At 41.4% G+C, this 25,401-nt stretch carries 26 protein-coding genes and 1 other annotated feature; of the genes, 5 read left to right on the top strand and 21 right to left on the bottom strand.

The features are described from left to right. Positions 1-47 precede the first annotated feature (47 nt). From EDD68_RS05170 to EDD68_RS05145, 6 genes are all read right to left on the bottom strand, one after another. Entirely contained in the window at positions 48-776 is a 729-nt protein-coding gene (locus EDD68_RS05170) for a glycosyltransferase family 2 protein (RefSeq protein WP_243646759.1), read from the bottom strand. Then, on the bottom strand, positions 776-1,690 hold the full coding sequence (locus EDD68_RS05165) for an NAD-dependent epimerase/dehydratase family protein (RefSeq protein WP_132371184.1): 915 nt from the start codon (positions 1,688-1,690) through the stop codon (positions 776-778). Before EDD68_RS05165 ends, EDD68_RS05170 begins: the two co-directional genes overlap by 1 nt. Continuing rightward, positions 1,687-2,517 (bottom strand): dTDP-4-dehydrorhamnose reductase family protein, encoded by an 831-nt coding sequence (locus EDD68_RS05160; RefSeq protein ID WP_132371183.1) that lies wholly within the window; start codon positions 2,515-2,517, stop codon positions 1,687-1,689. Before EDD68_RS05160 ends, EDD68_RS05165 begins: the two co-directional genes overlap by 4 nt. Beyond that, entirely contained in the window at positions 2,517-3,503 is a 987-nt protein-coding gene (locus tag EDD68_RS05155) for a polysaccharide biosynthesis protein (RefSeq protein WP_132371182.1), read from the bottom strand. The genes EDD68_RS05160 and EDD68_RS05155 overlap by 1 nt, the downstream gene beginning before the upstream one ends. Beyond that, positions 3,496-4,587 (bottom strand): non-hydrolyzing UDP-N-acetylglucosamine 2-epimerase, encoded by a 1,092-nt coding sequence (gene wecB / locus EDD68_RS05150; RefSeq protein ID WP_132371181.1) that lies wholly within the window; start codon positions 4,585-4,587, stop codon positions 3,496-3,498. Before wecB ends, EDD68_RS05155 begins: the two co-directional genes overlap by 8 nt. A 146-nt stretch (positions 4,588-4,733) precedes the next feature. After that, on the bottom strand, positions 4,734-5,651 hold the full coding sequence (locus EDD68_RS05145) for an NAD-dependent epimerase/dehydratase family protein (RefSeq protein ID WP_132371180.1): 918 nt from the start codon (positions 5,649-5,651) through the stop codon (positions 4,734-4,736). Positions 5,652-5,784: 133 nt separating this feature from the next. On the opposite strand from EDD68_RS05145, the gene EDD68_RS05140 reads away from it, so the two are divergent. Then, entirely contained in the window at positions 5,785-6,747 is a 963-nt protein-coding gene (locus EDD68_RS05140; RefSeq protein WP_132371179.1) for a hypothetical protein, read from the top strand. 190 nt (positions 6,748-6,937) lie between these two features. On the opposite strand, the gene EDD68_RS05135 is transcribed toward EDD68_RS05140, so the two are convergent. After that, positions 6,938-7,651, bottom strand: coding sequence for a glycosyltransferase (locus tag EDD68_RS05135; protein WP_132371178.1), 714 nt, complete (start codon positions 7,649-7,651; stop codon positions 6,938-6,940). A 158-nt stretch (positions 7,652-7,809) separates the two neighbouring features. Between EDD68_RS05135 and EDD68_RS15175 the strand changes: the two genes are divergently transcribed. From EDD68_RS15175 to EDD68_RS05125, 3 genes are read left to right on the top strand one after another with little or no spacing between them, the layout of a single operon-like run. After that, positions 7,810-7,953: a hypothetical protein gene (locus tag EDD68_RS15175; RefSeq protein ID WP_165902068.1), complete on the top strand. Its 144-nt coding sequence runs from the start codon at positions 7,810-7,812 to the stop codon at positions 7,951-7,953. Next, positions 7,950-9,176, top strand: coding sequence for a glycosyltransferase family 4 protein (locus EDD68_RS05130; protein WP_132371177.1), 1,227 nt, complete (start codon positions 7,950-7,952; stop codon positions 9,174-9,176). Before EDD68_RS15175 ends, EDD68_RS05130 begins: the two co-directional genes overlap by 4 nt. A gap of 24 nt (positions 9,177-9,200) precedes the next feature. Further along, positions 9,201-10,256 carry a glycosyltransferase family 4 protein gene (locus EDD68_RS05125; protein ID WP_165902067.1) on the top strand — a complete coding sequence of 352 codons (1,056 nt, stop codon included), beginning with the start codon at positions 9,201-9,203 and terminating at the stop codon, positions 10,254-10,256. 194 nt (positions 10,257-10,450) lie between these two features. Here EDD68_RS05125 and cysC read toward each other — a convergent pair whose 3' ends face one another. The 12 genes from cysC to EDD68_RS05065 all read right to left on the bottom strand — a co-directional run bounded on the left by cysC (position 10,451) and on the right by EDD68_RS05065 (position 23,275). Then, a complete protein-coding gene (cysC, locus tag EDD68_RS05120) occupies positions 10,451-11,062 on the bottom strand; it encodes an adenylyl-sulfate kinase (RefSeq protein WP_132371175.1) in 612 nt (203 codons plus the stop codon). A gap of 11 nt (positions 11,063-11,073) precedes the next feature. Then, entirely contained in the window at positions 11,074-12,858 is a 1,785-nt protein-coding gene (locus tag EDD68_RS05115) for an SLC13 family permease (RefSeq protein ID WP_132371174.1), read from the bottom strand. Next, on the bottom strand, positions 12,858-14,030 hold the full coding sequence (gene sat / locus EDD68_RS05110; RefSeq protein WP_132371173.1) for a sulfate adenylyltransferase: 1,173 nt from the start codon (positions 14,028-14,030) through the stop codon (positions 12,858-12,860). Before sat ends, EDD68_RS05115 begins: the two co-directional genes overlap by 1 nt. 300 nt (positions 14,031-14,330) lie before the next feature. Continuing rightward, complete coding sequence (thrS, locus tag EDD68_RS05105; RefSeq protein WP_132371172.1) at positions 14,331-16,277, bottom strand: threonine--tRNA ligase; 1,947 nt, start codon at positions 16,275-16,277, stop codon at positions 14,331-14,333. A gap of 13 nt (positions 16,278-16,290) precedes the next feature. Next, on the bottom strand, positions 16,291-16,848 hold the full coding sequence (locus tag EDD68_RS05100; protein ID WP_132371171.1) for a GNAT family N-acetyltransferase: 558 nt from the start codon (positions 16,846-16,848) through the stop codon (positions 16,291-16,293). Positions 16,849-16,945: 97 nt separating this feature from the next. After that, positions 16,946-17,177: a binding site (T-box leader), on the bottom strand. A gap of 61 nt (positions 17,178-17,238) precedes the next feature. Beyond that, on the bottom strand, positions 17,239-18,084 hold the full coding sequence (gene ytxC, locus EDD68_RS05095; RefSeq protein WP_132371170.1) for a sporulation protein YtxC: 846 nt from the start codon (positions 18,082-18,084) through the stop codon (positions 17,239-17,241). 81 nt (positions 18,085-18,165) lie between these two features. Then, positions 18,166-19,089 (bottom strand): primosomal protein DnaI, encoded by a 924-nt coding sequence (dnaI, locus tag EDD68_RS05090; protein ID WP_132371169.1) that lies wholly within the window; start codon positions 19,087-19,089, stop codon positions 18,166-18,168. Between the two features lie 11 nt (positions 19,090-19,100). Next, the gene (locus EDD68_RS05085) at positions 19,101-20,465 is read right to left on the bottom strand and encodes a replication initiation and membrane attachment family protein (protein WP_132371168.1); all 1,365 of its coding nucleotides are present in this window, start codon (positions 20,463-20,465) and stop codon (positions 19,101-19,103) included. A 106-nt stretch (positions 20,466-20,571) separates the two neighbouring features. Then, positions 20,572-21,039 carry a transcriptional regulator NrdR gene (gene nrdR, locus EDD68_RS05080; protein WP_132371280.1) on the bottom strand — a complete coding sequence of 156 codons (468 nt, stop codon included), beginning with the start codon at positions 21,037-21,039 and terminating at the stop codon, positions 20,572-20,574. Between the two features lie 57 nt (positions 21,040-21,096). Next, the gene (locus EDD68_RS05075; RefSeq protein ID WP_132371167.1) at positions 21,097-21,477 is read right to left on the bottom strand and encodes a cytosolic protein; all 381 of its coding nucleotides are present in this window, start codon (positions 21,475-21,477) and stop codon (positions 21,097-21,099) included. Positions 21,478-21,648: 171 nt separating this feature from the next. Then, a complete protein-coding gene (gene speD, locus EDD68_RS05070) occupies positions 21,649-22,026 on the bottom strand; it encodes an adenosylmethionine decarboxylase (RefSeq protein WP_132371166.1) in 378 nt (125 codons plus the stop codon). A gap of 214 nt (positions 22,027-22,240) precedes the next feature. Further along, positions 22,241-23,275, bottom strand: a complete 1,035-nt coding sequence (locus EDD68_RS05065) for a glyceraldehyde-3-phosphate dehydrogenase (RefSeq protein WP_132371165.1) — start codon at positions 23,273-23,275, stop codon at positions 22,241-22,243. A gap of 250 nt (positions 23,276-23,525) precedes the next feature. Here EDD68_RS05065 and EDD68_RS05060 point away from each other — a divergent pair, with 250 nt between their 5' ends. After that, a complete protein-coding gene (locus tag EDD68_RS05060) occupies positions 23,526-23,906 on the top strand; it encodes a hypothetical protein (protein ID WP_165902065.1) in 381 nt (126 codons plus the stop codon). Positions 23,907-23,943: 37 nt separating this feature from the next. Here the strand turns inward: EDD68_RS05060 and coaE are convergent, their stop codons facing one another. Next, positions 23,944-24,543 carry a dephospho-CoA kinase gene (coaE, locus tag EDD68_RS05055; protein ID WP_132371163.1) on the bottom strand — a complete coding sequence of 200 codons (600 nt, stop codon included), beginning with the start codon at positions 24,541-24,543 and terminating at the stop codon, positions 23,944-23,946. Continuing rightward, positions 24,540-25,388, bottom strand: a complete 849-nt coding sequence (gene mutM / locus EDD68_RS05050; RefSeq protein ID WP_132371162.1) for a DNA-formamidopyrimidine glycosylase — start codon at positions 25,386-25,388, stop codon at positions 24,540-24,542. Before mutM ends, coaE begins: the two co-directional genes overlap by 4 nt. Between the last annotated feature and the right edge of the window lie 13 nt (positions 25,389-25,401).

Below are 25,401 nucleotides of genomic sequence, written 5' to 3'. Positions count from 1 at the left end.
CCACCTTTCTCTTTATCTTCTGTTTTATCTTATGAAAAGTGTTCGAATCAGTGATTAGTCCATTTTTTCTTTCTCTCCCTTATTATCAACTGTTTAATGTCCTTCCTGTGTCTGTCCATTACTTTCATCGTTTCTTTTCTCAACCCTGATGCATATTTAAAACTCCCCATTCCGGTATGGACCCGATATTGAATGAGAGGCCATTTTAAATACGTAAAGTCATATATTTTGGCTAGTCTTAACCACATATCATAATCCTGAGTGAACCTTAATGACTCATCGAAAAGTCCAACCTTCTGAAATACATCCATATGGGTCATCACCGTACTGCCATTCACCGGGCATTGTTTCAGCAATGTTTTATAAAATGATTGTTTATTGGCAAAATGAAACTGAATCGGACTTCCAATATTTTGACCCTTCCCGTCGATTAACTTATAAGCGGTGTGGGATACTTTTGTCCGGTTTATTTTCATATGTGCCAGTTGTTTCTGAATTTTATCGGGTAAGAATACATCATCTGAACTGAGCCAGGCAAAATACTCGCCGGTTGCATGGGTGATGCCAGCATTTAAAGCACTCGCAGTCCCTGCATGCCCCTTTTCGATATACTTGATTTTTGATAAAAAAGGTGATATTTGTCTCGTATGGGATGTAGAACCGTCATTCACCACAATAACCTCCACATTTTGGTAGGTCTGGTTCAATGCACTTTGAATGGCCTGATCGATAAAAGGACAATTATAAAAGGGAATGATAATGGATACTTTTTCCATTATGCTTCCTCCTTTTCAGCATGAATACGATAATAGCTCAATACATCTTTTAAAGATTCAGGGAAACTTCGGACTGGTTTCCATCCAAGTTGTCTAATATTTTCTATATTTACACTGAATGTGTTTTTCTCCTGGATGGAATATTGAGGTAAGGAAACACTGGTTAGTGATTGAAAAGCTTCTACCACTTCAGCCAGTGACCTGCTTTTACCAGAACCGACGTCGTACTCTTCCCCCGGAATCCCTTTTTGAAACAGCCGTTCATAAGCGGCTACAGCATCCCGGACATCAAGAAAATCTCTTTGAACTGAAGGGTCATCAATTGTTATAGGGTCAGATTCCATCTTTTTTTCCATTGATGCAATTTTTTCCGCAATCATCGAACAGACCCCCCTGGAAGGCCCCGGGCCAATTAAATTAGTGGGTCTGGCTATGACGATATTCATCTGATAAAATGCAGACCAATTTTTCGCCAGCATCGTTTGAAATGTTTTGCTTAATTCATAGGGGTGTTTGGATGGCATCATGTGTGGCTGATCATTCTGAAGTGCGGATCCGATAAGCAATATTTTTGCGGGCAGTTTTTCATTACGGACGGCTTCCAGGAGGTAAAGGGTTGCCAAAAAATTCATGTTCATTGTCTTTAAGGGGTGTGACCAGGATTCTTCTACATGATTTTGTCCTGCGAGATGAAGGATGTTTTCTGGCCTTACAGTTTTCACCAGATCCCTGACCTGCTTCCATTCAAGCAGATCACCCTTTACTTCCTTAACCTGATCATCTGTCGGATCTTTCAGATGCTGTTTATGGGTTAACGCGGTAACCCGATAACCCTGACTGGCAAAATACCTGCATGCATGCTGACCGGTAAAACCACCAGCACCTGTAATTAAAATATCGGACGTTACAGTCATGACTGATCCATCCAATTTTTCAGCTCGATCAGCATCTGTTCATAGTCCGGAACTGCATAATGAAAATCCGATCTTGTTTGAAGAAGTGTTCGATCAAGCTGATGGGATTCATCTTCCAGTATTCGGACATCATCTTTTTGAAAAACTTGTTTGATCCATTTTAATAAATCATGTTTCGATATTTTCGATTCAGAACAAAGGTGATATAAGCCAGTGATATTGTTATTGATCATTTGATTAATGGCTTTAGCCAGCTCCAGTGTCGTTACCCCATTCCAGAATACTTGTTTATATCCGAAAATTTCTCCCCTCTGTTTCATAAACCATTGAAACAGTCCAATCCCATTCTCTTTTAGTTCCGGACCAATCATCGAGGTGCGAATCGTAAGATGGACATCACTTTCCTTGATTTCCCCCAGAGCTTTTGTCTTCCCATATACTGAAACTGGATCGGGCTGGTCATTTTCGGTATAACTTCCCCTTTCTCCGCTAAATACACAATCCGTGCTTATGTGGATGAGCTTCCCGTTTTTCCTCTCCATCCACGAAGCCAGCTGATGCGGCAATATCCCATTGACGTAAAAGGCGTCCACTTTATTTTTGCTCGCATTTTCATTTAACAGCCCGATACAGTTGATTAAAATATCCGGACTTACCTGTTTGATCAATTGTTCTGTTTTATCTGGATCCCTTACATCCAGAAAAAAACCTTCTTTGTCATCCCGGTCACGGGAGGTATAAAAAATATCATGCTCTGTTCTTTTATGAAAATAATCTACAATCATATGCCCGGCCATTCCTCTTCCGCCCAGAACCAGGATCTTCACTATAAAAACCCCCCTTTTTCTAGCATTCTTTTTATTTCCAATTTGCTCATGAGGTTATAATTGGAATGATAAATTTCTCCGCTCATTGCCGGGAAATGTTTATAATGTTCCCTAACCCCTTCGATTTCAATGGGTGGAAGAATAATATAATAATGATCTTTATAGACAACCGTATGATTACTTTCAAATTCTGTCAGCAATAATTCATGAATTTTTTCTCCAGGACGTAAGCCCTTTTCTTCAATATTTATGTTTTCACTTCCAGAATGCTCGATTAAAACGTGAGCCAGATCTATGATTCTGATTGCTGGCATTTTCATCACAAATATTTCTCCCCCGATGCTTTCCTCCGTTGCCCTGAACAATAATTCAACAGCATCTTCAATGGTAAGGAAAAATCTGGTCATTCTCCTGTCTGTGATTTCGATTTTTCCTTTTCGCTCCATTTGATCTTTAAAGACATGAATAACACTGCCATTGGTTCCCAAAACATTTCCGGATCGAATACAGATAAACTTCGAGCGGGAACTTAATGTGTTGGCATGAATAAACAATTTTTCGCCTATTGCTTTTGTAAACCCATAAAAATTGGCCGGATTTGCTGCTTTATCCGTTGAGATATAAATCACATTTTCAACCTGATTCACAAGAGCTGCTTCAATCACGTTCCTGGTTCCAGTTACATTTGTTTTTAATGCTTCATAGGGCTGATATTCACAAACAGGAACGTGTTTCAGAGCAGCGAGATGGAAGATATAATCAACACCTTTGCATGCATCTGACAGAGCTTTCTGATCGCGGACATCTCCCAAAATAAAAAACAAAGCCGGGTGCTCATTAAACATTTGTTTCATTTCCACCTGACTGGATTCATTGCGGGAAAAAATTCTTACTTCAGACGGGTTCTTTTTTAAAATTTGCCGTGTCAGTTCCTGTCCCCATGATCCGGTTCCTCCAGTTATGAGTATCTTTCGGTTTTCAAACAATTGCTGCACCTCCAAGCAAAAATTTCACGACCCGATCTGATACATTCCGATCGAGATAACCCTCCGGGCAATTCCAGTTCCTTTGACACTTCAACATCACATCTGTTTTTTCCAGAATACTTCTGGCATCAAGACCTGATAGAACATTGCTGCCACATTCAATCGTCTCCGGACGTTCTGTTGTCTTTCTTAAAGTAACGGCAGGCACATGGGATATACAGCACTCTTCCTGTACGGTACCGCTGTCGGTTAAAACACATGCTGCATGCTGCAGGAGATGTATAAATTCGAAAAAACCAAAGGGTTCATAAAATTCAACAAGGGGGTGAAGTTCATCCAGAAGTTCTTTGCTTATTTTTGAGCGTGTTCTTGGATGAATACTGCAAATGATTCGGCGGCCATAATGTATTCCCACGAGATTCAACCCCTGAATAATCTCATTTAGATGTTCGGGGCAATCCACGTTTTCCGAACGGTGGAACGTAACTAAAAAATATTGATAGGGATCCACCTTTAGTCTCTCCAGAATATTGCTTTTCGAAATGTCTTCATCATAATGCTGAATCACTTCATAAATAGGATTTCCCGTCACATATATACGGTTGACTGGAATTCCTTCTTGAATAAGATGTTGTTTGCTTCTTTCAGTATAAGGAAGGTTAAAAGATGATACGGAATCCACCATTTTTCTGTTTATTTCTTCTGGCACTTCCCTGTCAAAACAGCGATTACCCGCTTCCATATGAATAACGGGAATATTCATTCTCTCCGCAAGAATGGCGCTTAAGGCACTATTCGTGTCTCCCAATATCAGGACACGGTCGGGTTCTTCCTGTGACAGGATGGTTTCCAGTTCTGTAAAAATGATTGACAGTTGTTCCCCAAATGATTTTTGTGAGTGGGAGAGCACATAATCAGGCGTACGAAGGCCAAGTTGAGCAAAAAAAACATCATTTAATGAACGAGTAAAATTTTGACCGGTATGAACAATCACATGCTGCTTCGCATATTGATCCAGTAATGGCATGATTAAACTCAACCGGATAATTTCCGGTCTGGTTCCTAAAATCGTCATAATCTTCATGAGGCAATCCTCCGGTTTTTTCATTTCTCACTGTCAGAGTATGTCTAAATAGCAAGATGGTAAATGATAGAAGTTTAAAAAAACAGGAAAGAGGCGATGTGCCGGGGAAGATCCGTGATCTGCTGTCACCGACTTTCAGGTTGTCTTTATGGGCGGTAAAAATCTAAAGTGTTTTTCAACCCTTTTTTGAAGGAGGTAAGGGGTTCCCAGTTTAAATGCGTTCTGGCACTGCTTGAATCTAATAAACTATGTTTAATATCTTCGTCTTTTGCTTTTTTGTATACCGGTTTTATCTGAAGATTTTCGAGTTCCGTCATGAGATTCCAGAGTTCATTTAGACTTGTTGATATACCGGTTGAAACGTTCACAACGCAATTATTTCCGTGATGTACTGCCATGACATTTGCCCTGGCTACATCCTCGACATATACAAAATCCCTTGTCTGTTCCCCGTCACCATAAATGACGGGTTTCATGCCTCTCGTAAGTTTATGGGCAAATATAGCAACTACCCCACCCTCTCCCTGAATATTCTGACCAGGTCCATAAACGTTTCCATATCTTAAAACCGTGTACGGTATACCTGTCAAACGCAGATTATTTTTTAGATATAATTCTGATGCGAGTTTGGAAATCCCATATGGCGATTTAGGAGCTGTGCGATGGTTTGGATCTACAGGCAAATATTCCGGTTCCCCGTATACGGCAGATGTCGAGCTGTAAACCATTTTTTCAACATCATATTGACTGGCAAACGATAGGACATTCAGGGTTCCTAAAATGTTAACTCTAGCATCGTAAAAAAAGTTCTTTTTTGACTTCGGAACACTGGCCTGGGCCGCAAGATGAATGACTGCATCCGGTTTACTCTGACGGAAAATTTCACCAAGAGGTTCACATATATCCTGATTAAAAAATTGTACATCCTGCAAATAAGGTTTAATGTTATTTTTTGACCCGGTACTCAAGTTGTCAATCACAGATACATTCATTCCATTTTCAACACATTGTTTTACGGTCTGGGACCCTACAAATCCACATCCGCCTGTGATTAAAACGTTCATGATCAAACTCCTTTTTTGAAATTTCTCTTCAATATATGAAAAAAACTATGTTGCTGTTTTTATAGCAACCCATGCATCTTTTGTTTTTGTACATAAACTATCAGGGAATACGAACAAATGAGGTGTGTGGGATATGAACCTATATATCGTTGGAGGAAAACAAAAAGGAGAAGTTTTAAAAGACTGGCAGCAGTATGAAAAAGGGCTTATTTTAAAAGTGGATACTGACAAAGGAACCCAGGAAACTGTACTGGAGTATCAATCGCCCAAAGAAGTTTGTGCTGATGGCGGTACATCTACTCATTTTACCGCTGCTACCATCAAGAATGACAAATTATACGTAGGTACGCAAACAGAGGTTATGATTTATTCCCTGCCCGATTTTCAACTATCGGGGTATATCACACTCCCCTGTTTTAACGATATTCATCATGTTCGTCCCCGCGAAAATGGAAACCTGCTAGTTGTGAACACAGGATTGGATATGGTCCTGGAAGTTACTCAGAAGGGATCCGTTATCAGAGAATGGGGAGTGATTGACAGTCCCTGGGAACGATTTTCAAAAGAAGTCGATTATCGAAAGGTGCCTTCAACCAAACCCCATAAGTCTCATCCCAATTATGTATTCACTGTAGAAAATGATATTTTTGCTACAAGATGTCATCAAAAGGATGCGATTTGCCTGACGAATCCCAGAAAAGTTATTGACGTAGGAAATGCCTACATTCATGATGGATTTATCCTTGATGATTCCATTTACTTTACACAGGTGAACGGCTATATCATCGAAATCGACCGGAATCATCTGCAGGTGAAACGACGGTATAATTTAAATGCCATGACCGATGTTGATAAACCCCTCGGATGGACCAGAGGAATTCATGTATTTTCTGACGGCAAGGCTATCGTAGGTTTTTCCAGAATCCGACCCTCCAAAAAAATCCGGGAAGATGGAAAAGAAATTCGTCTCGGAGGTTATGGAGTTATGCCTACTCGGTTAGCCTGTTATGATTTACATTCGCAAACATTTCTCTGGGATTTTGAAGTTGAAGAGTTCGGACTAAATGCCATCTTCTCGATTCATCCTGTAGATTAGTTAGAAATGAAAAGTCGACCCGTTTTTGTTGAAGGGCCTGGCTGGAGAATTTCTGATTCACAGCATGATGGAAGCAGCTCAAGGGGCTGTATGGGAACAGATATCTTTTAAAAAATCTGGGCTGTCTCAAAGCGATACCGTGCTTGTGAGACAGCCCATTACAGTGAGGATAACATGGTGGGACTCTTAATCATTTATTGATCTGTCTTTTTCGGATGGCTGGTAAATGCTCCTTTAAGAACATTTCTTTTTCCTTTTTGATTTCTTCCTGGTTTCTTCTCGTCCCCATACGGCCATGAATGCGATATAAAAGAAGAGGTTCTTTCAAAAAGACAATCGTTTCCAGTTCCATCACCTTTAGCCATAATTCAAAATCCTGAACATACTTTAGTTTTTCGTTAAATAATCCTGTCTGTTCAAATACGTTTCTTTGAATGATGACAGAAGAGCCATGAATAGGATTGATGCCTTTTAATACATATTGATCAAACTCATCCCGTGTGGCAAATGACTTTCCGGCATATTTCCTTACGATTTTTGACTGATGGTTCATAATATGATAGTTCGTGCATGTACAGCGGATCCTTTTTGAGGTCATAAATGCTATTTGTTTTTCTGTCTTTTCCCGGTAATGGATATCATCTGAACTTAACCAGGAAATATAGTCACCACTTGCTGCTTTTATTCCTGCATTTAATGCACTGGCGGTTCCACCATTATCTTTTTCAATATATATGATCTGGTCCATATAAGGTTCCAGCTTTTCCACATATTGATCTGAACCATCATTCACTAGAATGATTTCCTTATTGTTATAAGTCTGGTTCAGTCCACTCATAATTGCATGATCGACATAGGGGCAATTATAAAAGGGGATAATAATCGATACTTTTGGATTATACATGATTCTCACCCGCTATTAATTTATGCATCCATACGCTGGCCCGTATCCATCCTTTCACTAGTTTTTTATTTTTTGCGCAAGGGCAGTGCAACTATACAGAAGCTTCCGATATTCCATATAGTAAATTGTGGGAAATATCAGGTGATAGGAGGATCTGTATGAAAGACTATTCTGCAGAAGAACTCTGGAAAAAAGCAAAAAAAAATTTGCCGAAAGGATATCAAATTCCAGATCCCGAGATGGTTAAATGGATGAACGTAAAAAAAGATAAAACTTCAAAGCCTTTATCAAGGAAGGGATGAATGTGAAAATTTTAATTGCGACATCCTTCCGCATTCCCGGTGGTGGAATCTGGACGTTTGTCAGGCATTTAAAAAATCAGCTCGAACTTAAAGGGCATGAGGTGGACATTTTTGGACAGAGCCCAGAACTAAATGATTATCATCTATACAATAAGAACCAAACGTTTGATAAACTCCCTTTCAGAAATTTCCTTATCCGGATTCTTGGTAAGGATGATTTTGTCACAAACAATCGTATTTTAAATGCGGAAATCAACCGATATTGTTTTGAATTCGTTACGGCATCACTCAATCTCGCACAATACGATATCATTCATGCCCAGGATGTGATTGCAGCAAGATCATTTCGCCGTGTCAAACCGCGACATATCCCGATTGTTACGAGTGTACACGGCTATCTGTCAGGAGCCATTTACTACTCATTAAAAACCGGGAACCGTAACCTTTCAGACGAAGAAATCTACCAAACAGATACCTATCAGTATTACAAGTTTCTCGAGAGAATCGGCTATCAATCCAGTGATCTGATTCATACTTCCTCACGCTGGATGCGTAACAATATTACCAATCGGTTTTCTGTTAAACCTGACAAGATAGTCACATTTCCTTATGGAATGGATATAAAAGAATTACAGCAATATCCTCAGGGGATTTCCTCGCAAATACAAAAACCTAAAAACAAAAAAGTGATTCTAACCACTAGCAGACTCGTCTATTTAAAAGGCATTCATGATCTTCTCGATTCTCTTGAACGGCTCAAACAGGAAAGAGATGACTGGGTTTGCTGGATTCTTGGGGACGGTGAAATGAAAAAAGAGCTTGAAGAGAAGGCCTGTCAGCTTGGACTAAATGACCGTGTGTTTTTCCTTGGGACTACCCAATATGTCGGTTACTATCTTCAGCAAGCTGACATCTTTGTCCTTCCCAGTTTACAGGAAAATCAGCCCTTTGCATTAATTGAGGCCCAGTTATTTGGACTGCCCGCCATTGTCAGTGATTCGCACGGATTACCTGAACTGGTACAAGATGGAGAAACAGGCTTTATATTTCCTGCCGGCGACAGCAAAAAACTGTACAGCTGTTTAACGGAAATGCTGGAAAAAGACACGTTGAGAATTCAGATGGGAGAAAGAGCGAAAAAGTGGGGGGAACAACACTGGTCAACCAGAAGCCTGCTTCATGATGTAGAAAATTTATATCAACGTGCCATACAGCTCGCCTGAACAAATCCTTTGGAGGGATAAATGATGAAAGTTTTATTTGTCTTTTATGTGCCAGGAGGAGGGGTAGAAACGTTAAACCGACAGAGATGGAAAGCTTTAAAAAAAGCAGGCATCACTTCTCATTTTCTTTATATGAGAGAAGGAAGCGGAATGAAAAACGTAAAAAACATGACGGTCTTCATCACCAATCATAATCAACGAATTAAAGACATATTAACCAAACATCAATACGATGCCGTTGTCATCTGTTCTGATCATACCTTTATTCAGCGTTTAAAATCTATGGGGTATAAGGGAAAAATAATTTATGAAATACAAGGTCTAGGAGGTTATAAACAGGCGAGACGATGGCTTACCAACGCTCGATCTATTTTGTTACACCACGCAGATGCCATGATGTTTCCTGAAACGCCGCACATCGTTCAATTAACCAAAACAATCCTGCCAGAGAAAAAAACATTTATTTTTAACAATTGCCTTGACACAGAATCATTTACCTACCGCCCGCTTCCTCCTCCCAAATGTCCGGTCATCTCCTGGGTAGGACGTCTGGAAAAGAACAAAAACTGGCGATATTTCTTGAGAATATGTAAAGGACTGATTCAGAAACAACGAGATATGAAAATATGGATGTTCATTGATGACCAGCTTTCACCGGAAAAAGAAGACTTTTTAAAGATGATTAAAGGTTTAAAACTGCAGTCCAATTTGACGTTGTATACAAACATTCCGCATGAACAAATGCCAGACTACTATTCCATGACAGGGGATTCAGGGGGGTTTTTATGTTCCACCTCCCTGTCAGAAGGTTCCCCCTATTGTGTACAGGAAGCAATGAGTTGCAAATGTCCAGTTCTGGCCACCGATTCAGACGGAGTTCAAATCTTCATCACCCATAACGTTACTGGAAAATTAGTTCCAGATGATAAACCGCTCCATGCCATTCAGGAAGGACAAGAACTACTGACCAATCAGACCTTAAGAAAAAAAATCATTACTCGGGCACACCGATTGGTTCAGACGAAATTTTCGCTGGATCAGTATGGAAGGCAATTTAAAATGATGTTAAAACAACTTTAATGCACCTCATAAGATGTGACTGATAAAGTCCCAGGATCCACGATGAAGCTGTCTGAGCCTTCAGCAACAAAAACCGAAGCGAATCGGGGACTGCGCTGAAAAGGTAATCCACATTCACTGAGTTTTATTGTTTCCGAAGCAATGAAAATGCAGGTCCGGACACAGGACCTGCTCAATGTGTTTCATGGGATATTTTACATAGAACGAACGGTCAAATAACCTTTTTCTTTTAAATATTTCAAAATCTTTTCTGTGCATTGCTCAACTGTCATCTGATCCGTTTTCACAACGATTTCAGGATTTTCAGGCTCTTCATAGGGATCATCAATACCTGTAAAACCGCTAATTTCTCCATTTCTCGCCTTCTGGTAAAGCCCTTTAGGATCCCGTTTCTCACATTCTTTTACATCACATTTTACATACACTTCGATAAATTCCCCCTCATTCAGAAGACTCCGTATCCTATCACGATCCTTTTTATAAGGGGAAATAAAGGCTGCAAGGGTAATGATTCCTGCGTCTATAAACAATTTTGATACTTCTCCGACCCGTCTGATATTTTCTTCCCGATCTCTTTTTGAGAAACCTAAATCCTGATTTAATCTCTGTCTCATATTATCTCCATCTAATCGGTAAGTTCTTACATTCAGATGATGCAACGTTTGTTCAAGGGATACTGAAAGAGTAGATTTTCCTGACCCGGATAAACCTGTAAACCAGACGACACAACTTTTGTGTCCATTCAGCCGCTGCCGATCGGACTTTGTGATTAGACCTTCTTGTAAGAACACATGTTTTTGTTTCATCCGAATCCTCCCTACATCATCCATCTAAAATAAACAATCCATATGGTCAACACCATAACCATGCCATTTAATGGTGATCCAAACTTGATATAGTCTGAAAACTGATAGCCACCCGGACCATAAACAATTAAATTCGTCTGATAACCAATAGGCGTGGAAAAACTGGAAGAAGCGGCACAAGCGATGATGACAGCCATACCGGATGGGTCGATCTGAAGGGTATTGGCCACTTCCATCGCAATCGGAAACATGATAATCGCAGAGACATGGTTTGTCATCACTTCGGTAAAAAGATTGGTTAGCATATAAATCCCCAGCATGGCTGCAACGATTCCGAAAGGTTGTAATAAGAGTACGATTTTTTCTGCAAGCCAGAACGCAGCTCCTGACTGGACAAGCGCCTCACCAATTCCAATCGAACATGCTATGATAAAAAGGACGTTAAAGCGAACATACTGTTTAGCTTCATCAGGTGATACCTTTCCAAGAACAAAATACAGTATAGTTAACATCGCGACTCCAGATAATAAGGGGACAATCTTTACAGATATCAGGAGAATGGTCAAAAAAAACAATCCAACATCGATCCATCCCTGCATGATTGTTTTGGTTGATGAAAATGGATTTGTCTTAAAAATAGGGGTGACTATATAAAAGTCTTCTTCATGATTTCTAAAATCAAAATCGGAACCGATGAGGAGCAGTAGCGTATCACCGGGTTTTAAAACAATATCCCCAATTTTCTGTTTCAGCCGTTCATTTTTGCGGTGGACAGCAATCACAGCTGCATCATATTTTCCTCTGAATCCATTTTCCTTAATTTTTTTAAAAAGCAATGACGATTGATGTGAAACAACCGCTTCAACCAGCCTGGCATCATCCCATACATGTCTGTTAAATTGTTGGTCATCATCAGTTATGATCTCAAGCCCTTTTTGTCCCTGAAGCTCAACAATGGTCGATATGAGTCCTGTGAAAATGAGACGATCTCCTTCTTCAATGACCGTCGTGCTTTTTACAGGAGAAAGGTTTTCCCCGTTGCGGACAATCATGATTAAGTAAAGGCCCTGTAATTCTCTCAAGCCCGCTTCTTTAACAGTCCGGTCCAAATAGGGATAGTCACCGGTAACCAGAACTTCTCCCAAATATTCTCTGGAACGCTTCCTTATTTGTTGTTTTAGGCTCTGGTGTTTGGGCAGCAATCTGGAACTGAACACCACCAGATAGGCTAATCCAATAACTAATGCAGGTATCCCTATGATGGCTAATTCAAAAAAAGAAAACCCTTCTTGGAATTCCTGTATCATCATTCCATGAACGATAACATTGGTCGAGCTTCCCATTAACGTAATCATTCCTCCAAGAATGGTTGCATAAGATAGTGGAAGCAGAAAAATGGATGGATATTGATGATGTTCCTCTGACCAGTTTTTAACCGCCGGGGCAAATGCAGTCACAATCGGAGTATTATTTAGAAAAGCTGAAAATAATGACGAGGGCAATAATATTTTCAACAATGTTGCTTTATCCGAAGACGGTTTTTTTAGTACGGTGTAGATGATCCGGTCGATGATTCCCGTTTTTTTAATTGTACCAGCTATAATAAAGAGAAGCCCGACCGTTATCATGGCCTGGTTGGAAAAACCCTTAACCGCTTCCTCCGGTGAAATGATTCCTACCGAGAGAAACAAGACCAGTGTCAGGGCCATGATGATTTCAGTCCTCATCACCTCGAAGATCATAGCACATACCATAATCAGTATCGAACTGAGAACAAACATGATTTCCCAGCTCATTACGAGTTCTGTCTTCCCGTTCTATTCTGGTTTAGTCCTTCAATCAGTATTTCTGCTACTTCAGGTCTTGTCAGTTCAACTGGAGGCTTTTGACCATTTCTTAACATGTCTCTCACTCTGGTTCCGCTCAGCTCCAGGCGATCTTGTTTTTTATGTGGACACGTTTTTGGCGTTGCCATCTGAGCGCAAACATGGCAATAAAAGGCGTGTTCAAAGGTTAAAATTTCTATGTCAATCTCCTCTTTTTTAAATGTTTGAAAAATGTTTTGGGCATCATAAGTTCCATAATAATCTCCCACCCCTGCATGGTCACGGCCAACTATAAAATGAGTGCAGCCATAATTCTTTCTCACAAGCGCATGAAATACTGCTTCCCTGGGGCCAGCATATCTCATTGCAGCCGGAAAAATAGATAGTTTCACCCGGTTTTTAGGAAAATATCGTTCCAAAATCGTTTCATAACTTTTCATTCTGATGACAGGAGATATATCGTCTCTTTTCGTTTCCCCTACCAGAGGATGAACAAAGAGGCCATCGACAAGTTCAAGGGCAATTTTTTGAATATATTCATGAGCGCGATGAATCGGATTGCGGGTCTGAAAACCGACAATCGTTTTCCAGCCCTTTGCATCAAAATACTTTCTTGCATCTTCTGGTGTCATGGCATAATCCTCAAATGGTTCATGAGATGGTCTCCTCAGAAGCCATATCGGACCTCCAAGACAAATGTCCCCTTTACTTAACGTCTTTTTCACGCCTGGATGATCATTATTTATTGTTCCAAATACTGATTTTGCCTCAAACACTTTATCACACGCAAATTGATCCTGTACTTCCATCATTCCATAAATGATGCCGTCGGATCCCTTCAATGCAATGTGATCACCCGGCTGAATCGTTTGTGCTTCATCTTTTGTTATGGTTAACGTGATGGGAAGCGGCCAAATGTGACCATTAGATAGACGCATCGTTTCTAACACATGTACATAGTCGTTTTCGTTCATATACCCATCGAGGGGACTGAATGCACCAGTAGCTATCATTTCCAGATCCGATAACTCCCATGCGTTTAATGCTACAGACGGTAACTTATGTGCCTTTTTGATCCATTCGTCTTTGCATTCTTGATTCACTTCCCTCTGAATCAAAATTCCGCCATGCGGAGGAATCATTTTATCCCTCCTCAATATTTTCGAAAGCTTGATGTTTTTGATTTGGTCCTATGGATACTTTATGAAGAGTGGAATAAATCGGAGACGACTCGTCGCGAAAAAAAGCCATTGCCTAACTTGAATGTAGCAGAATAGACCTGCGCTTTTAGAAGAAAGAACGCACGGATTGCTGATCATCACCGATTAAGGGATGAGGACTACGGGAATCTGCTGTAGCTAAAAAATGTCCAAAGTAGCTCAACGATTTTCTCATTCTATGAAAAAAAGGAGTCAGATAGCTAGTATCTGACTCCTTCCTCTTTACTTTCTTAATCTTTTTTCGTGAATGTCTTGTTTGATCTCCTCCAGAAAACGCTCAAACGATTTGGTCTCCGATTTCTTTTCACCGTAGCGGCGAACATTGACCGCACTTTGTTCGATTTCCTGATCTCCGACAACAAGGGCAAACGGAATCTTCTGAACCTGTGCTTCCCGGATTTTGTAGCCGATTTTTTCATCTCGTTCATCCAGCTCTACCCGGATGCCTTCCATGCGGAGCTTTTCTTCCAGCTCTCTGGCATAATCCAGATGTGCTTCCAGAGAAACCGGAATAATTCTGGCCTGGACAGGTGCAAGCCAGGTCGGGAAAGCTCCTTTATATTCCTCAATGAGGAAAGCGACGAATCGTTCCATAGTGGAAACGACCCCGCGATGAATGACAACGGGACGATGTTCTTTGCCGTCTTCGCCAATATAGGTCAGATCAAACCGCTCTGGCAAATGGAAGTCCAGCTGTACAGTCGAAAGGGTTTCGTCTTTTCCTAAAGCGGTTTTCACCTGAACGTCCAGCTTCGGTCCATAAAAAGCGGCTTCACCTTCCGCTTCCACATAATCCAGGTTTAAGTCTTCCATGGTTTCCTTCAGGAGATATTGTGCCTTTTCCCACATTTCATCGTTATCCACGTATTTTTCTTTATCTTCCGGATCCCGGTAGGACAGACGGAAGTAATAATCATCAATTCCGAAGTCCTTATACACATTCTGGATTAATTTCACCACCCGAATGAACTCATCTTTCAGCTGATCTGGACGGCAGAAAATGTGGGCGTCATTCAAGGTCATCGCCCGAACCCGCTGCAGACCGGCCAGTGCCCCGGACATTTCATAACGGTGCATCATACCCAGTTCGGCAATACGGACCGGCAAATTTCGATAACTATGCAGCTGATTTTTATAGATCATCATGTGATGCGGGCAGTTCATCGGTCTTAACACCAGCTCTTCGTTGTCCATTTCCATTGGCGGGAACATGTCTTCCTGGTAATGATCCCAGTGTCCGCTTGTTTTATACAAATCAACGTTGGCTAAAACAGGTGTATATACGTGGTTATAACCGAGACGTTCTTCCAGATCCACAATATAGCGCTCAATGGTGCGCCGGATGGTTGCACCTTTCGGCAGCCACAGCGGCAGCCCCTGACCGACTTTCTGGGATACGGTAAAGATCTCAAGTTCTTTTCCAAGTTTGCGATGATCTCGTTCTTTCGCTTCTTCCAGCATTTTTAAGTGCTCGTCCAGCTGGCTTTTCTTTTCAAAAGCAGTACCGTAGATCCGCTGAAGCATCTGGTTGTCACTGTCGCCGCGCCAGTAGGCCCCGGAGATGCTCAGCAATTTAAAAATCTTGATTTTTCCTGTATGTGGAACATGCGGGCCGCGGCAAAGGTCAAAAAATTCACCCTGTTCATAGATGGTAATAGTTTCACCCTCAGGAATATCGTCAATCAGCTCCAGCTTCAAATCATCGCCGATTTCCCGGTAAATCTCTCTGGCTTCTTCGCGGGTAACTTCTTTCCGTTTGATTTCAAGGGCTTCATCCACAATTTTTTTCATTTCTTTTTCGATTTTTGGCAAATCTTCCGGTGTTATTTTCTCTTCCATATCAATATCGTAGTAAAACCCATTTTCAATGACAGGGCCTACCCCAAGCTTGACATGTTTATATAAACGTTTGATGGCCTGGGCCATTAAATGGGCAGTTGAGTGGCGAAGCACTTCCAGACCTTCGGGATCCCGGTATGTGACGATTTCAATCGTTCCATCCCCCGGAAGCTCCCTTCTGAGGTCAATCAATTCTCCATTAAACTTTGCGGCCAATGCCTGTTTTTTCAAGCCTGAGCTGATGGATGCTGCTACATCTTCAGCGGTTGTGCCCTGTGGAAACTCCTTCATGGATCCGTCTGGAAACGAAATTTGCAATTGTTCAGCCATTCTTGTCACTCCTTTATGAATGTTGGTTGATTGGGCTCCAATCCTCTTTCAGCATGCTGTAAACAACATGATCTACATAATGATCATACAGCCATTCGCATTGTCTTAAGGTTCCTTCATTTTGAAATCCAAGGCGTTCAGGAATCGCTCGGCTTTTATGGTTTTCGACAGCGGCCCGGATTTCCACTCGATTTAAATTCAGGTTATTGATCGCATAATCTACCATTGCTTTCGTAGCCTTTGTCATTAAACCGAGTCCCTGAAAATCTTTTCCCAGCCAGTAGCCAATGCTCGTTGAACGGTTTAACCAGTTGATGAAATGAAAACCGATCACGCCCGCTATCCTTCCCTTATGCCAGATGCCGGCATCCAGGCCATTGTTATCCGCAAACTTTTTTAATGAAGATCTGATAAAGACGTTTGTGTCTTCCTCGGATCTTGTATGGTCAACCCAGGGCAGCCATGTTCGCAAATGGTCCCTTGACTGATCGGTTAATTCATATAAGGCTTCACTATCCTGAATGTCCAGTAACTTCAGATATGAGTGTTCATCCAGCGGACAGGTAAACATATTTCTCTCCTCCCCATAACAATCATTGCGACTCACAATTAGCCTGCTTCGGAAAATCCCTTTCTGATTTTGAAAATCAAAAAACGCCCATCCCAAAAAAAGGGACGAGCGTTGCTTAAACCCGTGGTTCCACCCTTGTTCCGCATACAGCCATATGCGGCACTCTGGCTGGTCCTTAACGCGGATCAACGCTGACTGCTACTCTTTGTTCACAATCAGAGTTCAGAGGTGGTAAACAATATGCCGTCACTCAGGAAGCTTTCAGCCCATGGCTTCCCTCTCTGTTCGAGCAGGTTCCATATTGTTCATGTCCTCATCATTACTGCCTGGCTATGTTGGATTTTATTATGTAGGTATTATAGCGGCTCGTTAGGATAAAATCAAGCCTTTTTATGATGTATAAGGAAACTTTTCTGCTGGAAGAATTTCTACCCGTTCCTGAAAAACGCTGACCACCTTTTGTACCAGCGGATCTTCTGGCTTATGTGTATAAATTTGAATGCAGCGTGGGTTCAATGCCAGTAGGGGGGAGAGATTCGGATCTGTCGTTTGTTGTCCGTACAAATATAAGGGCTCTTTATTTTGCAGCTGTTTAATTTCCCGTCTCGTATAGGGTACGCCATCTGAGTTGTAATACTGAAAGGAATGGTCGGAGTATATGATCAGCGCGTCACATTTGATATTCTTTCTGTTTACTTCATTTCTCAGGTGGTGAATAAACTCCTGGTATTCCGACTCCCTTTTCCATTCGTCGATGGCATAGCCGATCAGTTCAATGAGCCATTCATAATAATCCTGTTTGGCTTTCTTTAAAAAGAGATTGAAATGAAAGGATCGGCCGGAATACAGACCGGACTGAACAAAGCTGTATAAATCGCATGACTGCCGGTGCTGAAATTTTTCGGGTACATACTGTTTCGGTTCTTTTACAACCGATCGAATAAAGGGGAGAATCTGTTCAATTTCCTGTTCATTCGTAAAGTAATAATTCTCTTTTAATATGGTTTTATACCAGTTATCAAAATAATAGCTTTCCATGACATGAACAATTCCCCTGACCAGCAGTTCTTTCAGGTTTTCTGCAGGCCGGGGGGAAAGGTCAATAAGCAAATGATACCCTGTATCATCGAACGCTTTTTCATAACGGACTTTTAATGATGAATCCCGTTCACAGACAAAATTAGAAAAAGCATGTGCCTCCTGCAAATTTTCAAACCAAAGTTCGATCCGCCTCAACCTGACATCCTCCTTATCCCATAACAAACTGTTACATTATATGGGCGGGAAGGAGATAAAATGAATCATCAGGGGAAAAAATTAGCGGCGATGATTCTGTCCCCACATCGCTACTGGTTCACTGACCTGGCGGATTCGTTCAACAATTCTTCCGGCTTTCATCAATTCTGTTTCTCCCCTGTGATTGGAGGATAAGTTTTTTTCCAGTTCTTTCAGACTATAATTGGAAGTGAAAAATACCGGAAGATGTTCCATCATTCGATACTGAAGGATGGCACCAAGCACCTCATCTCGAAACCAGGAAGACTGAAATTCAGCCCCAATATCATCCAGAATTAAAACCGGCACCCGCTTAAAGCGGTCGATTTTTTCATTTAATGTAGAGTCATTGATGGATGATTTAATCTCTCTGACAAATTCAGGCATATAAATAAAAAGGGATTGTATATTTCGTTCGGCCAGTTTATTGGCCAGCGCTCCCAGTAAATAGGTTTTTCCAACACCGAAAGGACCATGCAGGTAAAGACCTCTGGTAATTTGATCCTGCTCAAGATATTGTCTGATTTTTCGAATCGCCTCATATCGCTCCGGATCATCCAGCCAGATATCATCAAAATTAGCCTCCAGAATCTCTTTTGGCATGTAGAGGCTCTGGACCAAAGATTTTTTACGGTTTTGTTCATCGGCCTGTCTCTTTTTGGGACAGCGGTCATAAGTAATCCGAATATGACCGCCACTGGCATGAATGTGCGGCACATAGCCCCTGACTAAATTTCTACATTCTTTAAGAGAAGGGCAATGCTCGCACTTTTTGGACTGGGAATGGTATTCATACAGTTTGATCAGCTGGGTTTCTATGTCTCTCTCCGTCAAATCGGGATGCCGATCAAGAAAATCTTTGATTTCCGGAGAATCCAGAAGACTTTGTTTCATATGCTGATAGGTTTTTTGAAAACGTTCACTTTCCCGCATCCATTTTCTAAGTGTTGACTGAATGGGTTCCATATGAATCATCCTTATTTTCCTAATGGTTTAGAAGAAATGTTCTTCAATGCCCGTGCTAATTCCTGTTTTTCTTTTTCTATATCCCGCTGATTCCTTCGTGTGTTTGTCTGGCTGGATTCATCTTTTTCCTTTTGTTTTTGCTTCTTAAACCACTCCGGAAGCACTTCTCTGCTCTCTGATCTTGATTTTCTACCGGTTCCCCAGGACTGATACAGCCTGTTTTCCGATTTCGCAAGTTTCATGGCCTCTCTGGCTGTCTTTACTTTTTTCCTCGACCAGTGAGTAGCAATTTTTTCAACATAATTCCTGGTCAATTTCATATCTGTTTTCTGTAAAACATAATGAATGAGTACATTCATGACAGGCTGTGGAAGTCCGTGCTGGTGCATGATGTTGGTAATCATCTTCACTTCCTGTTCGGAAGCAAATCCAGTTGAAGAATAGTCCTCCAGGATTTCTCTGTGGGTAATGGTTTCAAAATGTTCGATTAGTTTATCTTCCTTCGTGCCTGTCCCCTGTTTTTTTCCCGATTGCCGGGATTCAGCTTTAACGTTAAGTGCTGGTCTTGTCTGTCCATATTTTTTTGCATAGAAGTCTAAACAGGCTTCATGTAAATCACTTGTTGACAGATGAAAGGATTCATCAATCGACCAGAGCAATGCCTTTTCCATTTCCAGCTGATTAAGCTGATAAATCCGGACAAGACTATTCATGTATTGTTTATTTTCGGGAGTTAAAATATGTTGATCTGGTATATTGTACTTTTGCAGTGCCTGTGCCAGATACTCGAAATCTATCAAATAATCTTTTGCCTGTTCTTCTGTGGAAGAAACCTGGTCCATGGCTTCATCAAAGTCAGGCATCTCCGGCAGTACGGTTGTGAATACCTCATTAAAGGAACGCGTCCGGGACTGTACGTTTTCTGGCAGTTTATTTTGATCCATCATACAATTTTTCAGACGATTATACTGGATCTCCCCAACGTGATGTTTCAACAGAATCGAAAGCATCGGATCCTGAAAAAATGCTCTACTGGAAAAAGGGGGAACAACCACATAATAGTATGTGCGTGCGTGCTCATCATCCAAAACGTATGTTTTTAATAGCCCAATTGCTTCAAGCTTTTTCCGTTCCTCAAAAAAATGATCAAGACTGATGTTCATGATATTAATTAATGCGTGATGGGTCGATGGCTCCCCGATTTTAGACTGAACCCCGTATTCATGCAAAAATGTCTGATAAATGGAAACAGCTGTCACTCCGATTAAAGGTTGATAAAGATGAGTCAAAGCCTGAACATAATCCTGCCTCAACGTGTCTTCAAGATGAACTCGATATCGGTCTTTGGGCAGCAATTCCTTTATTCTCTCATTCATATATGGCCCGACTCCTTTCTTCTTCTCTGTTTCGCCAGGTGACAACTTTACGGATCATCTGTTCTCGCCAAAAAATGAAAGCACCCCTGATCAAAGGGGCTGACTGTTAATGGTCCGTTTCGGATTTATTGATGAGTTCCTTAAGTTCTTTTAAAAACACATTAATATCCTTGAACTGGCGATATACGGATGCAAAGCGCACATATGCCACTTCATCGACCTCCGCCAGCCTGTCCATCACCATTTCACCAATTTCGTTACTCTGAATTTCTGAAACCCCGCGGTTTCTGAGCTCTTTCTCCACTTCCAGAGCGATGTGTTCAATCTGATCCATCGATACCGGTCTTTTTTCACAGGCTTTGATCAGCCCTCTCATGAGCTTTTCCCGGCTGAATTCTTCCCTTGTCCCTTCCTTTTTTACTACAATTAGGGGAACTTCTTCAATCCGTTCAAAGGTTGTAAAACGAAACTGACATTGTTCGCACTCACGCCTCCTTCTTATGGCGCGGCCTTCTTCAATCGGTCTTGAATCCAGCACTTTTGTACTTTTATATTGACAATTGGGGCACCTCAATAACATCAACTCCATGTCTAACCGTCACCATTGAACAAGGAGCAGCCAGGGTGACGATTAGTCTGTTATGTATGGCAAGGTTTGTTTCAACTCATCATAGATGTTTTGAATCTGCCGATAGCGGTAGCCAAAATCAAAGGGCAAACTGGACTCTACTGTCACAGTCAGATCAATCGCTGTGCGAAAGGGTTGTACCATAATAACCGACGCTACGATAAACATCTTCCGTTTCCCTCTAATATTGGCACTGATTTCACCATGATCCTTTGATTCAGCAACAATATCATAACCCTTTTTTTGAAACAATTTATAAAGGGCATCATAAGCCGTGTCTTTATTCACTTTAAAATATCGTGTTTTTAATGCCGGGTCTTGAGGTGTGTCAGATGTCTCCGCATGATTCCCAAATAGCTTGATTAATGTCGATTTTAGTCCCATCGATTCCACCTCTTTTACCATTATATCAAAATTTACAATTAAACATCTACCAGTTTATGAATAAAAGCTGTGGGTATGGATGGAAGGCATGAATAATCCGTCAGAGTGAGTGGCGATGGATTTGAAAAAGCCGTACCACTTTTGTGTGGCACGGCTTTATATTTTTCGTATTTACATAGCCTGAAATTCCTTTACTTTTACTGGCCCTGTTCCTCGAGGAACTTCGACCTTTTCGACTGTTTCAGCTTCCAGCGCTTCAACAATATATTGTGCTGCAACATTCGGGTCAATCCGGTCTCCGCATGTATATACATCGATGCTCGCATACCCGTGTTCAGGGAAGCTGTGAATGGTTAAATGGGATTCAGAAATAATCACCACTCCGCTTACTCCCTGAGGTGCAAATTTATGAAAAGCAACTTCACGAATTTCTGCACCTGCTTTTAATGCAGCATTGACAAAGATTTGTTCAATCAGAGCCATGTTGTTTAATTTATCCGCATTGCAATTCCATAATTCAGCGATTACGTGTCTTCCCATTGTGTCCATTGCAATGTCCCCCTCTACAATATATTTACTTCTTACTGATGGATATGAACTACCACGGGGGAAAGTTAGTCCAGAGAGGTCCTAACCCTTTAAGTAGCCATATTTTGTTTTCAGAAGTTCAAAAAAAGTATATATCGATTGTTTGAAATTTGCAAGACAAAATTTTTCCCAGACGTTATTTTTCATTTTACCCATTGCAATGGCTGGTTATTCTTCAGGAAGACAGCTGGGCTTCCCTGGTTATCATCCGTTCACCGACGTATTTTGTCAGATCGACTACACGGCAGGAGTATCCCCACTCATTGTCATACCAGGCCAATACTTTTACTTTACGGTCTCCCATAACCATTGAAGATAACCCATCTACAATGGATGAATACTCGGAAGTTGTATAATCGACAGATACTAATGGTTCATCGCTGAAGGATAGAATCCCTTTCAAACCGTTTTCTGCCTCGTGTTTAAAGGCCTCATTTATCCTTTCAGCTGTAACATCCGTTTTAAGGTCGACCACTAAATCCACCAGGGAGACGTTTGGTGTTGGTACCCTTAATGCCATCCCGTGCAATTTTCCGTTTAAATGGGGCAACACCAGACCCAGGGCTTTCGCAGCTCCCGTCGAAGTAGGTATGATGGACTGGGTACAGCTGCGTGCCCGGCGTAAATCCTTATGGGGATTATCGAGATTTTTCTGATCGTTGGTAAAAGCGTGAACTGTGGTCATCAGACCGTTTTCGATGCCAAACTGCTCATCCAGCACTTTAACAACTGGTGCCAGACAGTTTGTGGTACAGGATGCATTAGAAATGATGTCATGCTCTTCCGGATTGTACGCTTCTTCGTTAACTCCCATGACAATCGTAGCATCCACTTCTTTTCCTGGAGCGGTAATGATTACTTTTTTGGCACCAGCTTCAATATGTGCGGATGCAGCTTCCTTTGTACGGAATTTACCCGTCGCTTCAATCACGATATCAATATTCAAGTCATCCCAGGGCAATTCTTTTGGGTTACGGTTTGAGACCAGTTTAACAAAATGATCATCTATTTGTAAGCCATCTTCCAAAGCTTTCACTTCTCCCTGAAATGTTCCATGAACACTGTCATATTTCACAAGGTGAGCTAGCGTTTCAGCTGGATAACTGGCATTGATCGCCACAATATCCAGTTGATCTTCATGAATGGCTTTACGAAAAACCATACGTCCAATTCTTCCGAAACCATTGATGGCGATTCGTGTCTTATTCATGAGAAACTCCTCCTATATATTTGTGTCACACTTTTTTTATTAAATTCAAAATTAGTATAACACATATGATTGTTTTTTTGGATATAAAAATCAAGAATATAATAAATGAGTACGCATTTATTAGGATATGTTTTTTGTATATTTTCATCATTCATTGATGAGCAACTGCGCATGAAAACGTTGATGCCCCTGGATGGCACCTCTCGAACCATAAGGTACAGCTCTCTTTCTCCAGAAAAATTCACTGTCTGTGTTGTGTGTTGCGATTACGTTCTATTCGGTTCGCTCTGTTGAATCCTTTGGGCGATTGCACTCTCTCCTTGGGCCGTCAGCAAACTTTCTTGGGCCGTTAGTCATCTTTCTTGGCTCGTCAGCTCTTTCTTTTGGGTCGTCTGCCAGCATTCTTGGGTCATCAGCAAGGTCCCTTGGGTCGTCAACTCTTCCTTTTGGGTCATCTGCCAGCATTCTTGGGCCATCAGCAAGGTCCCTTGGGTCGTCAACTCTTCCTTTTGGGTCGTCTGCCAGCATTCATGGGCCATCAGCAAGGTCCCTTGGGCTGTCTGCCATCACTTTTGGGCGATCAACTACCAAGCAGGAAACTGTACCTCTCCTCTTTTGGGCAAAAAAATAACCCGGCTATGTTATCGGACCGGGTCTGGGTACTGCTTTCATATGATGTTCCATTTTTTTAATATGTTTTTGACCTGCTGATAAGTTTCCTCAATCGTTCCATTATTATCGATGATTTCGTCTGCCATTTCCGCTTTTTCCCCAATGGGAATCTGTGCATGGATTCGATGCAAAGCTTCCTCTTCCGTTATGTCATCTCTGCTCATAAGCCGCTTAAGCTGTACATCTGGATTAACATATACTACTACGGTTTTTTCTACAAAGTGGGTGAGCTTGCTCTCGAAAAGAAGAGGAATGTCCAGTACAACTGCTTTTTTATTATCATCCACTAACCGATCACGGCGTTCGAGCATTTTTTTCCTTACCTCGGGATGTACAATACGGTTTAACACTTTCCTTTTTTCTTCATTCTGAAATACAATAGCCCCCAGTTTTTTTCGGTTTATGGTGCCGTCATCGCGCAAGATTCTTTTTCCAAAAACATCTACAATCTTCTCATATGCCCTTTCTCCGGATTCCACCACTTCCCGGGAAATTTGATCGGCATCAATTACGGGAACACCCAGTTCCAGAAACATTTTAGCAACCGTGCTTTTTCCTGTGGCAATACTCCCGGTCAGACCAATTACCAGGGTCATTGTTCCATCTCCCTCTCTTGATAGTCTCCCTGACACCCGGGGCAAAAATGAGTTCCCCTGCCCCCTACCTTGATTTTTTCAATGGGAACACCGCATTGTTTACATGATTTCCCTTCCTGTCCGTAAACATAGAGATTCAGTTGAAACAGCCCAATATCTCCATGTGTATTTACGTAGGTTCGGATCGTTGTTCCTCCTGCATTGATTGCTTCACGCAAAGTTGTCTTCGTTTCTTCTGCTAATGTCTCACACTGTTCAAAAGATAGATTTCTCGCTTTTGTATTTGGATGGATGCTGCACCTATACAGTACTTCATCGACATAAATATTGCCCAGGCCAGCAACAATCCTCTGATCCAACAACACGTTTTTCACAACTCTCTCTGTCTTTTGAAACCTTTCATACAGATGATTGCCGTTAAAAGAAGAAGAAAATGGTTCCGGGCCTAAATGATGAAGAGGCGGAAGATGAAATTCCGTCCCTTTCCGATAAAGATGCATCGTACCGAATTTACGAACATCCTTGTAACGCAGCTCCGTATCATCAGTAAACCGAAAAATCACGTGGGTGTGAGAATCGATTGGATCACCCTTCTTATATAAGCCATATTTCCCTTCCATACGCAGATGGGAAATAAGAACATCATCCGTCAAATAAAACAGCAGATATTTTCCCCTTCTTTTCATATCTAAAATTTCTTGTGACTGAAGAAGGGCAGAAAACCGATCTGGCTCAGGATACTGAATGATTCGTTCCCAGTAAATGGTTACCTTTTTAATCGTCTTATGAAGCACAGAGGGCTTTAAAGTTTCTTTAATGGTTTCCACTTCTGGAAGTTCCGGCATGCTGGTTCTCTCC

This window comes from Melghiribacillus thermohalophilus (genome assembly GCF_004342905.1).
Lineage (GTDB): Bacteria > Bacillota > Bacilli > Bacillales > Alkalibacillaceae > Melghiribacillus > Melghiribacillus thermohalophilus.
This window is presented reverse-complemented; position numbering and strand designations above follow the sequence as displayed.

Excerpts from the sequence above, each read along its gene's own strand:
- EDD68_RS05075 (WP_132371167.1), bottom strand. The coding sequence starts at position 21,477 with ATGGGACTAAAATCGACATTAATCAAGCTATTTGGGAATCATGCGGAG.
- sat (WP_132371173.1), bottom strand. The coding sequence starts at position 14,030 with ATGATTCCTCCGCATGGCGGAATTTTGATTCAGAGGGAAGTGAATCAA.
- dnaI (WP_132371169.1), bottom strand. The coding sequence starts at position 19,089 with ATGGAACCCATTCAGTCAACACTTAGAAAATGGATGCGGGAAAGTGAA.
- mutM (WP_132371162.1), bottom strand. The coding sequence starts at position 25,388 with ATGCCGGAACTTCCAGAAGTGGAAACCATTAAAGAAACTTTAAAGCCC.
- EDD68_RS15175 (WP_165902068.1), top strand. The coding sequence starts at position 7,810 with ATGAAAGACTATTCTGCAGAAGAACTCTGGAAAAAAGCAAAAAAAAAT.
- EDD68_RS05130 (WP_132371177.1), top strand. The coding sequence starts at position 7,950 with ATGAATGTGAAAATTTTAATTGCGACATCCTTCCGCATTCCCGGTGGT.
- thrS (WP_132371172.1), bottom strand. The coding sequence starts at position 16,277 with ATGGCTGAACAATTGCAAATTTCGTTTCCAGACGGATCCATGAAGGAG.
- EDD68_RS05125 (WP_165902067.1), top strand. The coding sequence starts at position 9,201 with ATGAAAGTTTTATTTGTCTTTTATGTGCCAGGAGGAGGGGTAGAAACG.
- EDD68_RS05100 (WP_132371171.1), bottom strand. The coding sequence starts at position 16,848 with ATGTTTACCTGTCCGCTGGATGAACACTCATATCTGAAGTTACTGGAC.
- EDD68_RS05115 (WP_132371174.1), bottom strand. The coding sequence starts at position 12,858 with ATGAGCTGGGAAATCATGTTTGTTCTCAGTTCGATACTGATTATGGTA.
- EDD68_RS05165 (WP_132371184.1), bottom strand. The coding sequence starts at position 1,690 with ATGACTGTAACGTCCGATATTTTAATTACAGGTGCTGGTGGTTTTACC.
- EDD68_RS05065 (WP_132371165.1), bottom strand. The coding sequence starts at position 23,275 with ATGAATAAGACACGAATCGCCATCAATGGTTTCGGAAGAATTGGACGT.
- speD (WP_132371166.1), bottom strand. The coding sequence starts at position 22,026 with ATGGACACAATGGGAAGACACGTAATCGCTGAATTATGGAATTGCAAT.
- cysC (WP_132371175.1), bottom strand. The coding sequence starts at position 11,062 with ATGAAACAAAAACATGTGTTCTTACAAGAAGGTCTAATCACAAAGTCC.
- EDD68_RS05170 (WP_243646759.1), bottom strand. The coding sequence starts at position 776 with ATGGAAAAAGTATCCATTATCATTCCCTTTTATAATTGTCCTTTTATC.
- EDD68_RS05135 (WP_132371178.1), bottom strand. The coding sequence starts at position 7,651 with ATGTATAATCCAAAAGTATCGATTATTATCCCCTTTTATAATTGCCCC.
- EDD68_RS05085 (WP_132371168.1), bottom strand. The coding sequence starts at position 20,465 with ATGAATGAGAGAATAAAGGAATTGCTGCCCAAAGACCGATATCGAGTT.
- EDD68_RS05145 (WP_132371180.1), bottom strand. The coding sequence starts at position 5,651 with ATGAACGTTTTAATCACAGGCGGATGTGGATTTGTAGGGTCCCAGACC.
- coaE (WP_132371163.1), bottom strand. The coding sequence starts at position 24,543 with ATGACCCTGGTAATTGGTCTGACCGGGAGTATTGCCACAGGAAAAAGC.
- wecB (WP_132371181.1), bottom strand. The coding sequence starts at position 4,587 with ATGAAGATTATGACGATTTTAGGAACCAGACCGGAAATTATCCGGTTG.
- EDD68_RS05140 (WP_132371179.1), top strand. The coding sequence starts at position 5,785 with ATGAACCTATATATCGTTGGAGGAAAACAAAAAGGAGAAGTTTTAAAA.